The 10,015-nt window shown below is 72.7% G+C and carries 12 protein-coding genes and 1 pseudogene; all 13 read right to left on the reverse strand.

What is annotated here, in order from left to right; all coding sequences use genetic code 11:
- Nucleotides 1-667: pseudogene (locus EYA84_RS18900) on the reverse strand (ATPase); the annotation flags it as partial.
- Between the two features lie 96 nt (nucleotides 668-763).
- Nucleotides 764-1,777, reverse strand: a complete 1,014-nt coding sequence (locus EYA84_RS18905; RefSeq protein ID WP_176094872.1) for a hypothetical protein — start codon at nucleotides 1,775-1,777, stop codon at nucleotides 764-766.
- Nucleotides 1,778-1,819: 42 nt separating this feature from the next.
- Nucleotides 1,820-2,764 (reverse strand): RluA family pseudouridine synthase, encoded by a 945-nt coding sequence (locus tag EYA84_RS18910; protein ID WP_131054381.1) that lies wholly within the window; start codon nucleotides 2,762-2,764, stop codon nucleotides 1,820-1,822.
- Complete coding sequence (gene lspA / locus EYA84_RS18915) at nucleotides 2,761-3,438, reverse strand: signal peptidase II (RefSeq protein ID WP_131054382.1); 678 nt, start codon at nucleotides 3,436-3,438, stop codon at nucleotides 2,761-2,763. The genes EYA84_RS18910 and lspA overlap by 4 nt, the downstream gene beginning before the upstream one ends.
- A gap of 67 nt (nucleotides 3,439-3,505) precedes the next feature.
- A complete protein-coding gene (locus tag EYA84_RS18920; protein WP_117227075.1) occupies nucleotides 3,506-3,925 on the reverse strand; it encodes a TraR/DksA C4-type zinc finger protein in 420 nt (139 codons plus the stop codon).
- 295 nt (nucleotides 3,926-4,220) lie between these two features.
- The gene (locus EYA84_RS18925; protein WP_131054383.1) at nucleotides 4,221-4,526 is read right to left on the reverse strand and encodes a DUF167 domain-containing protein; all 306 of its coding nucleotides are present in this window, start codon (nucleotides 4,524-4,526) and stop codon (nucleotides 4,221-4,223) included.
- A 3-nt stretch (nucleotides 4,527-4,529) separates the two neighbouring features.
- Nucleotides 4,530-5,117 carry a hypothetical protein gene (locus EYA84_RS18930; RefSeq protein WP_131054384.1) on the reverse strand — a complete coding sequence of 196 codons (588 nt, stop codon included), beginning with the start codon at nucleotides 5,115-5,117 and terminating at the stop codon, nucleotides 4,530-4,532.
- Nucleotides 5,118-5,191: 74 nt separating this feature from the next.
- Nucleotides 5,192-5,989: a DivIVA domain-containing protein gene (locus EYA84_RS18935; RefSeq protein ID WP_117227072.1), complete on the reverse strand. Its 798-nt coding sequence runs from the start codon at nucleotides 5,987-5,989 to the stop codon at nucleotides 5,192-5,194.
- Nucleotides 5,990-6,033: 44 nt separating this feature from the next.
- Nucleotides 6,034-6,339: a YggT family protein gene (locus tag EYA84_RS18940; protein ID WP_111212523.1), complete on the reverse strand. Its 306-nt coding sequence runs from the start codon at nucleotides 6,337-6,339 to the stop codon at nucleotides 6,034-6,036.
- A gap of 29 nt (nucleotides 6,340-6,368) precedes the next feature.
- The gene (locus EYA84_RS18945; RefSeq protein WP_131054385.1) at nucleotides 6,369-7,058 is read right to left on the reverse strand and encodes a cell division protein SepF; all 690 of its coding nucleotides are present in this window, start codon (nucleotides 7,056-7,058) and stop codon (nucleotides 6,369-6,371) included.
- Nucleotides 7,059-7,251: 193 nt separating this feature from the next.
- Nucleotides 7,252-7,995: a YggS family pyridoxal phosphate-dependent enzyme gene (locus EYA84_RS18950; RefSeq protein WP_131054386.1), complete on the reverse strand. Its 744-nt coding sequence runs from the start codon at nucleotides 7,993-7,995 to the stop codon at nucleotides 7,252-7,254.
- A gap of 9 nt (nucleotides 7,996-8,004) precedes the next feature.
- Nucleotides 8,005-9,117, reverse strand: coding sequence for a cell division protein FtsZ (gene ftsZ / locus EYA84_RS18955; protein WP_131054387.1), 1,113 nt, complete (start codon nucleotides 9,115-9,117; stop codon nucleotides 8,005-8,007).
- 241 nt (nucleotides 9,118-9,358) lie between these two features.
- Nucleotides 9,359-10,012, reverse strand: a complete 654-nt coding sequence (locus tag EYA84_RS18960; RefSeq protein ID WP_236145840.1) for a cell division protein FtsQ/DivIB — start codon at nucleotides 10,010-10,012, stop codon at nucleotides 9,359-9,361.
- Between the last annotated feature and the right edge of the window lie 3 nt (nucleotides 10,013-10,015).

Consider the following 10,015-nt stretch of genomic DNA (forward strand, 5'->3'; position numbering starts at 1 on the left):
GAGTTGCCGTCGGCGGCGCGGGGGCCGGCGGCGCGGGAGGCGTGGGCGGCTGGTAGCCACCGTTGTCCAGCAGCGCGTACCGCGACTCCACCGGCGGTGCGGCGTGTCGGTAGCCGTTGTCCAGCAACGTGTACCGCGACTCCCCCGGATCGGCACCACGCTGGTCGGGACGGCGCGGATCGGCACCCCTCTGGTCCGGACGGCGCGGTTCGGGACGGCGCTGGTCGGGGCGACGCTGGTCGGGCGGCGGCGGATACCCCGGGTCGCCCGGATAGCCGGGTTCGACCGGAGGGCCGGACTGTCCCGGGTACGTCGGCGCGGGACGCGGCGGCTCGACCCGGTAGCTCGCCTCGGCCCGGTAACCGGGCTCGCCACCGTACGGCTGCCGGTTCGGCGGCGGAGGGCCGACCGGCGGTGGCCCCATCGGCGGTGGCCCCATCGGCGGGGGTCCGACCGGCGGGGGTCCGACCGGCGCGACCCGCCCGGAGTAGCCGGGACCGGGGCCGCGACGCGGCAACGGCTCGGTCGAAGGTGATGGTTCCTCGTCGGTGTGCCGCTCGGCGGCCTGGTCACTGCCGCGACCGCCCAGGCGGGCTCGATCCAGCAGCGCCCGCCAACGCGGTGCCGGTTCGGCGGGACGTCCCCAACCGGTCTCGCTGCCGTCCACGGCTCGCCCTCCCCGCGCTTTGGTTTCCGTCTGACAGGCTACGAACGAAACCTTATTCAGGCCACACCGGGCGACGTACCGATGTGTCCGCAACCGTCACGGTGTCGGGCTCGCTTCGCTCTCCTCGGCGCTGTCCACCGAGGTGGAGGGCGTCTCGCGGGGGATGACGGGCGGTGCCGACGAGGAAACCGCCGGTGATGGTGACGAATCCGTCACCTGCGGCGAAGCCGACGGGTCGCGCTCCGGAGTCGAGGGCGGCACGGGCGAGCCCGTCGCGGCGGTCGGCATCGGGGAGGCGGTGTGACCGTGGTCGATCGGGGGGCGGACCACGTCCTGCTGCTCGGGCAGCGGCGGGGTGAAGACGGTGCGCTCCAACCGCCGTACCTCCGGGGCCGGGTCGACCACCCGCACACCCAGCCGGGTCGCCACGCCGCGCAACTGCGCCGGTGCGGCCCGCACCACCAGGGCGTAGAGGCAGGCGCAGCCGGACCGGTACGCGGTGGCCTCCGCCGCCGCCACCTGCGCGCCGCTCTCGTAGAGCTCGCGCAACTCGCGCTGCTGCGGACCACCGCCACCGAGCGCGGCGGCCCGGGTGCGGTAGTCGGTCGCCTCCCGCTCCTTGCGCTCGGCAAGCCGGGTCATCCCGGCGGTCACGTCCTCCGGCAGCCGTTGGGCGGGGATCCGGACGATCTCGGTCTGCCGGTCCGGCAACGGCACCCGGCCGAAGACCACCGCCACGCCGATGTCACCGACGACCGCCGCGAGCGACTCCGGGGTGCGGTACTCGGTCAACGAGACCAGCGCGTACGTGCCGTCGGCGAGGGACGTGCCGGCCAGCGCGGCCAGGTCCGCGGCGGCGGTGCGCTCGTATCCGGGGATGGAGTCGCCGTCGGAGACCCCCACCCGGGTCACCTCGCCGACGGTGCGGTCCGGCACCGGCGGCCCGTTGGTGGCGAGCACGGCGGTGGTCAGCACGGCGGCGCAGGACAGCACCGCCACCCATCCGAGCAGCGGGACCCGGGTCGGTCCCTGGCCGAGTCGGGTCACCGCGGCGGCGAGACGGGGCAGCAGCCGCTGGTCCAACTGCCGCAGCAGGTCGCCGGCACGCACGGGCAGCCCCCTCGTCGGATCGGTCTCCACGGGTGGGGCGCGTCAGTCGCGGAGGATTTCCAGCGCACGTCCCAGGTCGTCAGGGTAGTCGCTGACGAAGCGGACCTCGTCCCCCGTACGGGGGTGCTGGAAGCTCAACTCTCTGGCGTGCAACCACTGCCGATCCAGTTTGAGCCGGGCGGCGAGCGTCGGGTCCGCACCGTACGTCAGGTCACCCACGCAGGGGTGCCGCATGGTGGAGAAGTGCACCCGGATCTGGTGGGTGCGACCGGTCTCCAGCCGGACGTCGACCAGGCTGGCCGCGGGGAACGCCTCGATGGTGTCGTAGTGGGTGATGCTGGGCTTGCCGCCGGAGACCACCGCCCAGCGGTAGTCGTGGTGCGGGTGCCGGTCGATCGGCGCGTCCACGGTGCCGCGCAGCGGGTCCAGGTGACCCTGCACCACCGCGTGGTACCGCTTCTCCACCTCGCGGTACTTGAAGGCCCGCTTCAACACGCTGTACGCCTGCTCGCTCTTGGCCACCACCATCACGCCGGTGGTGCCGACGTCGAGCCGGTGCACCACGCCCTGGCGCTCGGCCGCGCCGCTGGTGGCGATGGTGTGCCCGATCGCGGCCAGCCCGCCGATCACCGTCGGGCCGCTCCACCCGGGGCTCGGGTGCGCCGCCACGCCGACCGGCTTGTCCACCACCACGATGTCGTCGTCGGCGTGGACCACCCGCAGGCCCGGAACCGCCTGCGGCACCACCACCGGCGCGCTGGCCGGCGGCGGCAGCGTCACCTCCAGCCAGGCGCCCGCCCGCACCTTGTGCGAGTTGGGCCGCACCGCACCGTCGACCAGTGCCGCGCCGTCGTCGACCAGCGCGGCGGCGGCGGTACGGGAGAGACCGAACAGCCGGGCCACGGCCTGGTCCAGCCGCATCCCGTCGAGGCCGTCGGGGACGGGCAGACTGCGGTGGTCGCCGCCGGCGGCGAAGGTGGCCGTCATGCCCGCTCCCGCCGTCCGTCGTCGGTCGTCCCGGCACGGGGACCCGGACCGGTCTCGGCGCCGTCGCCGGTGGGCGTCGCGTCGTCGTCCCCGGGCGTCGTGGCGGGCCGTTCCTCGCCGACGGCCCGGGTGCCGTCACGCTGTCGGCCGGTGAACTCCAGGCCGACCGCGAGCACGACACCGCAGACCAGGGCGCTGTCCGCGATATTGAAGATCGGAAAGACCCGGCCGTACGGGTCGAAGACGCTGATCATGTCGACCACGTGCCCGACGAACCAGCCCGGTGCGCGGAAGATCCGGTCGATCAGGTTACCGGTGACGCCGCCGACCACCAGGCCGAGCGAGATCGCCCACGGCACCGAGCGCAGCGTCCGCGCCATCCAGGCGATCCAGCCCAGGACACCGAGGGCGATCACCGGGAAGATGAAGGTGTAGTCCGAGCCCATGCTCCAGGCGGCCCCGCTGTTGCGGGTCAGCGAGAAGTACAGCGCGCCGCCGAGCAGGCGTACCGGCTCCCGGTCGCTCAGCTCCTGCAGGGCCAGGTGCTTGGTGAACAGGTCGACCGCCACCGCGAACAACGCGAGGCTGACCAGGATCGTGACCGGCCGGCGCCGCGACTTCGTGGCGGTGCCCGGCGCGGCGGTGCCGGGTCCCGCGGGCGGTGCTGCGCTCATTCGCTCCCCATCGACGATCGCGGCGGTGCTGTCGCACCGCCGCGCACCAGTGCCGGGGAGACAGCCGTCAGCGCCGCTCCTCCAGCTGCTTGCAGGTCACGCAGAGAGTGGCCGACGGGAACGCGGCGAGGCGCTCCACCGGGATGGGGTTGCCGCACCGCGCGCACCAGCCGTAACCACCCTCGTCGAGCCGCTCCAGCGCGCGCTCGACCTGCGTGATCCGTTCCAGGATGCTGTTGGCGAGGGAGATCTCCTGCTCCCGCTCAAGCGTCTTGGTCCCGGTGTCGGCCTGGTCGTCCCCGGCCGAGTCGGTCAGCCGGTCGCGCTGCAGCTCGGTGATCTCGCTCAGCGTCTGATCGTACTCGGCGCGCAACTCGTCATGACGGGCCGCCAGCGCGGCACGGATCTTCTCGGTCTCCGCGGCACTGCGGGTGGACTTCGGCGCCGGCTTACGGCCCGCGGTCCTGGTGTCGGCTGGCTTGGCCATAGTCGCTCCCTCGGCCACGGAGCCACGGGAAATCCGTGGCACCTGAACAGGGGCCGCCGACATCGGCTGCCCCAGGTACAAAACGGGCGCGCGGCGACCTGGCCGCGCACTCCGGAGGTTGGCAAGGATACGGAACGTACAGGCGTCCGACAATCTGCCGCACCGAATCGCCCCATCCGCCCCGTTTCATGCCATTACCGGGGCAGGGGGAACGCTAGCAGATCGCGACCACGTCGCCGGCCGGTTCGCCGTCCCCGTACCCCCGGATCCGGCGTCCGCGCGCGGCGGGTGCCGGTCAGCCGGGCGGGCCCACGCCGTCGCGCAACCGGGACAACCGCGACACCGGATCCGGCCCGTCGGCGGCGACCAGGAAGAGTTTGTCGCGGCTGGCCGCACCGGTCCGCAGCGACACGGCCGCCGGGCGGACACCGAGCGCCTCGGCCAACGCGCGACGCGCCGCCTCGGTGGCCCGTCCGTCCACGGCCCGGGCGTTGACGGCGATCACCAGAGCGGGACCGTGCGGACCGTCGAACCGGCCACCCACCCGGGCCCGGGACGCCCCCGGCTTCACCCGTACGGCGACGGTGAGCACCTCGGCCACGGCTCAGCGGCGGCCGGACTCGGAGAGCAGGACGGTGCCGGGGGCGCAGAGCCCACACGGCGTGAAGCCGAGTTCGGCCGCCTCGGCGGCGGGCAGCGGCTCGTGGTCGCGCCCGACCAGGTGCACGCACTCGGCAAGGTGATAGCGGGGTCGACCGTCGACCACCCGGACCTCGTCCGGGAGCCGGGCCAGCCGTGCGGCCTGCTCCGGCGTGATCTCCTGGGCGGCCGGCTCGTCGTCGTACCCGTCGACCACCGCGCCCTCGACCGGCGCCTCCGCCTCGACCGTCACCGGCGAACCGGGTGGTTGCCGCCACCCGGAGTCGCCGGTGTCGACGGTCGGCGGGACGTGCTGCGTCGGGATGCCCGACGGGCTTTCCTGGACGGTCGGCCCGGTGGCGTCCTCCGTCGCCCGCTCACCACGGGCCGCCGCGCGACCGGTGGCGGCCTGACGGGCGCCGGTGACCAGGGCCACGGCGGCCAGCAGGCTGGCGCCGATCGAGACGACCAGCAACGGGCTGGAGCCGCCGGCCAGACCGAGCACCAGCAGCACCACGGCGACGAGGATGAGCGCGAGACTGATGATTATCACCGCTCACCCCCGTCGCGTCGTACCGATGAGGCAGGGCGGGCGACCGCCGTGTCGACGGCGGTCACCGGCCCGATTCAGCGACCGGCCTCGAGAGCGCCGGAGCGACCGCCGCCGTAGGAACCGGCGAGCCCGGCGGCGGCCAGGCCGTTGCCGGCGGCCCGGGTGCCGTCCCCACGGGTCATCTCGGCCTCCAGGCCCTGCCCACGACCGTCGAGGTCACGCAGCTGGCTCTCCAGGTACGCCTTGAGCCGGGTGCGGTACTCGCGCTCGAACTGCTTGAGCTCCTCGATGTGCTTCTGCAGCGCGGTGCGCTTGGCGTCCAGGCCGCCCATGGCCTCCTGGTGCCGCTGGCGGGCGTCCCGCTCCAGCGCGTCGGCCTTGGCCCGCGCCTCACGGGTGACCTCCTCGGCCTTGGAACGGGCCTCGGAGAGCAGCTGGTCGGCCTCGCGGCGCGCGTCGGAGACGTGGTCGTCCGCCGTGCGCTGGGCCATCATCAGCACCCGCAGCGCCTGCTGCTCGCCGTCGCCACCCGGCACCGCACCACCGGCGGAGCGGGTCTGCTCCAGCTCGGCCTGCATCGCGCGGGCGGCCTGCTCGGCGGCGGCCTTGTCCCGCTGCACGCGGTCGAGCTGCGCCTTGACGTCGTTGAGCTCGGCGGCGAGGCGGGCATCGCCACCGGGGCCGGCCGGGGCACCGCCCCGACCGCCGCGCTCCACCTGGGCGCGCAGCTCGTTGTTCTCTTCGATCAGACGGGCGAGTTCGCGCTCGACCTCGTCCAGGAAGGCGTCGACCTCCTCCTCGTCGTAGCCCCGCTTGCCGATCGGCGGCTTCTTGAAGGCGACGTTATGGACGTCGGCCGGGGTCAGCGGCATCGAAACTCCTCGGGTCAGTTGCGGCCGCGATAGCGCGTCGGTCATCAGGCGGTCCTGATGATCGCCGGCTCTAACACAAACCTCATCAGCACGAACAGGATAACCAGGAGCACAAGGGAGGCCAGGTCGATGCTCACGGTACCAATTCGCAGCGGAGGGATCACACGCCTCAACGCCCAGAGCGGGGGATCAGTGACGCTCCACACGGATTCAAGTCCGGCCGATGCTCCGCGACCAGGTTGCCAACGCCGCCCGTACTGCAGGACGGCGCTCAACACGAAACGGGCCAAAAGAACGATCAGAAAGACATACGTGATCAGGTAGAGAACCTGTAGCAAGATCGACAACACGGCTTGTGGCGTCCCTCGGGTCGGGCGGGTCAACTCAGGCTGAAGAACCCACCCTCAGCGATCTTGGCCTTGTCCTCCGCGGTGACCTGGACGTTGGCCGGCGAGAGTAGGAACACCCGGTTGGTCACGCGCTCGATCGTACCGCGCAGCCCGAACGCCAACCCGGCGGCGAAGTCCACCAGACGGCGGGCATCCGCCTCGTCCATCTCGGTGAGGTTGATGATCACAGGTACGCCGTCCCGGAAGTGCTCGCCGATCGTCCGCGCCTCCCGGTAGGTGGTCGGGTGCAGCGTGGTGATCTGGTAGCGCTGTTCCTCCTCGGGCATCACCCGCTCACGCGGCTGCACCTGCGGCGCCAGAGCCAGGTTGTCCCGGGTGTGGTACGCGTTCGCGCCGGACGACTCGGCGGACGCCCGGGTGATCGACCGCACGCTGGACCGCTCGACCCGCTCCGGCCGCTCCGACTCCAGCCGCTCGGAGTCACCGAGGCGACCTCCGGCACGCTCGCTCAGCCGCCCCCGGTCGCCGAGTCGCGGCCGGGGCGCGGGCGCCTCCTCCACCTCGTCGTCGTCATCGTCGGCGAACTCCTCGGCGTACCGGCTCTGCCGGTACCGCGACTCGCGATAGCCACCCTTGTCGTAACCACCGTCGTCGTAGGCCCGCTCCTCGTCCTCTTCGACCAGTCCGAGCCAGACCCCCGCCTTGCGCAGTGCACCCATCCCCGCGCCCTTCCCGTCCGCCGTGCGGCACACGCCCCCGCCGTGTCGCCTGTCGCGAGTGGGCCGTTCCTGCCCACTGGACCGGAACGGCAATCCTCCGACGCGCAATTCGCGTTGCACGTCACGCCCCCCGTGGCGAGGAAGGCCGTTCCCGCAAACAACACTGATGTAATTTGCTTCCCTCGCGGCCAGGCTACCGCAGCGTGGGACGCATTCCGAGCAACGCGCTCCCGACGCGGACATGTGTCGCGCCGTGGCCGATCGCCGCCTCCAGGTCGCCGCTCATGCCCGCCGAGAGCACCGTGGCACCCGGATGTGTGGCGCGCACCTCCGCGGCGAGGTCGGCCAGCCGGGCGAACGCCCGCTCCGGCTCCCAGCCCAGCGGCGCCACCGCCATCAGCCCGGACAGCCGCAGACCATCGGCGGCGGCCACCGCCTCGGTGACCGGGCCGAGCCCGAGGTCCGGGTCGGCCGAGGAGGGCACCGCACCACCCCTGGACGGGTCGCCGTCGATGCTGACCTGCACCAACACCTCCAACGGCCGGTCCCGTCCGGCGGCTGCGGCGGCCACCGTGGACGCCAGCCGTACGCTGTCGACGGACTGGACCATGTCGGCGTACCGCAGCACCGACTTGACCTTGTTGCGTTGCAGCCGACCGACGAAGTGCCAGCGGGGCGCGGCGCCGGCCGCGGCGACCTCGGCGGCTTTTGGGGCCGCCTCCTGGTCGCGGTTCTCGCCCACGTCTGTCACGCCGAGCCCGGCCAGCGCGACCACGTCGGCGGCCGGGTACGTCTTGGTCACCGCGATCATCGTCACGTCGGCCCGGTCCCGGCCCGAGGCTGCGCACGCGTCGGCGATGCGGGCGCGTACCCGGGCCAGCCCGGCGGCGAGCTCGGCGCGCCGGTCGGGCCGCACCAGTGCGGGGCTGTCGGTCATCGGCGCCGCTCAGGACCCGTTCTTGAGGAAGTCGGGCACGTCGACGTCGTCGAACAGCACCCGACGCGGCGACTGCGGTGGTGCCGGCACGGCGGGCGACACGACCGGGGTGCTCGGCTGCGTCGGCTGGTTCTGGTTGGTCTTGCGCGTCGGCTCGGCCGCCTTGTACGCCGGAGTGCCACCGTCGAAGCCGGCGGCTATCACGGTCACCCGCACCTCGTCACCGAGGGCGTCGTCGATCACCGCACCGAAGATGATGTTGGCGTCCGGGTGCGCCGCGTCGGTGACCAGCTGAGCGGCGTCGTTGATCTCGAACAGCCCCAGGTCGGAGCCGCCCGCGATGGAGAGCAGCACGCCTCGCGCGCCGTCCATGCTCTGCTCCAGCAGCGGGCTGGAGATGGCCGCCTCGGCGGCCTCCACGGCGCGGTTCTCGCCGCGCGCGCTGCCGATGCCCATCAGCGCGCTGCCCGCGCCGCTCATCACGCTCTTGACGTCCGCGAAGTCCAGGTTGATCAGACCCGGCGTGGTGATCAGGTCGGTGATGCCCTGGACACCGGAGAGCAGCACCTGGTCGGCGGTGCGGAACGCGTCCATCATGCTGATGTTGCGGTCGCCGAGGGCCAGCAGCCGGTCGTTGGGGATGACGATCAGGGTGTCGCACTGGTTGCGCAGCTCGTCGATGCCGGCCTCGGCCTGCACCTGACGGCGCTTGCCCTCGAAGGAGAACGGGCGCGTCACCACGCCGATGGTCAGCGCGCCCAGCTTACGGGCGATGTTCGCCACCACCGGCGCGCCACCGGTGCCGGTGCCGCCGCCCTCGCCGCAGGTGACGAAGACCATGTCGGCGCCCTTGAGCACCTCCTCGATCTCGTCGCGGTGGTCCTCGGCGGCGTTCTTGCCGACGTCCGGGTTGGCCCCGGCGCCGAGGCCCCGGGTCAGTTCGCGACCGACGTCGAGCTTCACGTCGGCGTCGCTCATCAGCAACGCCTGCGCGTCCGTGTTGATCGCGATGAACTCGACGCCCTTGAGCCCAACCTCGATCATCCGGTTGACGGCGTTGACGCCGCCGCCCCCGATGCCGACGACCTTGATGACCGCCAGGTAGTTGTGCGGAGGTGTCATCTCCGGTCCTTTCCCCTCGAGATTGGCTGCTCCCCGACCGGCTTCGGCGTGGCCAGACCTGCGGTCGACTCGGCTGTCACCAGCGAGGTCGCGAGGCAAACCCTCACCCTCTACTAGAGGGTTACAGTTATGTCAACCACTGATCCTCTTCCGGGCAACGTAAGCGCAGCCGAGCGATGTGCCAAGGACCGTTCCGGCGTGTCGCCCGTGGAGCGGGACGCTTCACAGCCTGACCGGCCACTCACCGGAAGGTGACCACGTCCGGCGCGCTGACGTCGATCCGGTCGGCCTCCTCGCGTAGGAGCGCGGTGGCGACCCGGGCCTTGTCCGCCCCGCGTGTCGCGTCACCCCAGAACACCGTGCGGTCGTCACGCAGCAGAACACTGATCCGGGCCAGCCCCTCCACCCGGACCTCGGTCAGCTCACCACGCAACTCTGGGGTGAGCTCGCCGAGCACCGTCAGCCCCGCCCGGGTGTCCGGATCGTCCGGCCCGGCGGCGGCCAGGCGCAGCAGCGGCAGGCCGTCCGGGCGCTGCGGCACCGTCCGGAACGCCACCCCGGCCGCGTCGATCACGTCGAACTGCTGCCCGCGCGGCACCACCGCCACACCGGTCCGTTCCGTCAGCCGCACCACCAGCCCGTCCGGCCAGTCCCGGTGCACGGTGACCCGCTCCACCGGCGGCAGCGTGCCGATCCGCGCCGCCAGCTCGGTCAGGTCCACCCGGGCCAGCGGCGCGCCGTCGGGCACCGCGGCCGCGTCCCGCACCTGCACGGAGGTGACCAGCTCGGCGCCCTCCACCCGCATCTCGCGTACTCCGAACAGGCCGGTGCCGAGCAGCGTCCAGGCGACCAGACCGGCGAGGGCCAGCACGCCACCGGCCACCGCCCAGGGCAGCGC

Source organism: Verrucosispora sp. SN26_14.1 (genome assembly GCF_004307965.1).
Taxonomy (GTDB): domain Bacteria; phylum Actinomycetota; class Actinomycetes; order Mycobacteriales; family Micromonosporaceae; genus Micromonospora.

What these genes read in the sequence shown, in the direction of transcription:
- EYA84_RS18950 (WP_131054386.1), bottom strand. Translation starts at nt 7,995, where the DNA reads ATGACCGACAGCCCCGCACTGGTGCGGCCCGACCGGCGCGCCGAGCTC.
- lspA (WP_131054382.1), bottom strand. Translation starts at nt 3,438, where the DNA reads ATGAGCGCAGCACCGCCCGCGGGACCCGGCACCGCCGCGCCGGGCACC.
- EYA84_RS18945 (WP_131054385.1), bottom strand. Translation starts at nt 7,058, where the DNA reads ATGGGTGCACTGCGCAAGGCGGGGGTCTGGCTCGGACTGGTCGAAGAG.
- EYA84_RS18935 (WP_117227072.1), bottom strand. Translation starts at nt 5,989, where the DNA reads ATGCCGCTGACCCCGGCCGACGTCCATAACGTCGCCTTCAAGAAGCCG.
- ftsZ (WP_131054387.1), bottom strand. Translation starts at nt 9,117, where the DNA reads ATGACACCTCCGCACAACTACCTGGCGGTCATCAAGGTCGTCGGCATC.
- EYA84_RS18910 (WP_131054381.1), bottom strand. Translation starts at nt 2,764, where the DNA reads ATGACGGCCACCTTCGCCGCCGGCGGCGACCACCGCAGTCTGCCCGTC.
- EYA84_RS18920 (WP_117227075.1), bottom strand. Translation starts at nt 3,925, where the DNA reads ATGGCCAAGCCAGCCGACACCAGGACCGCGGGCCGTAAGCCGGCGCCG.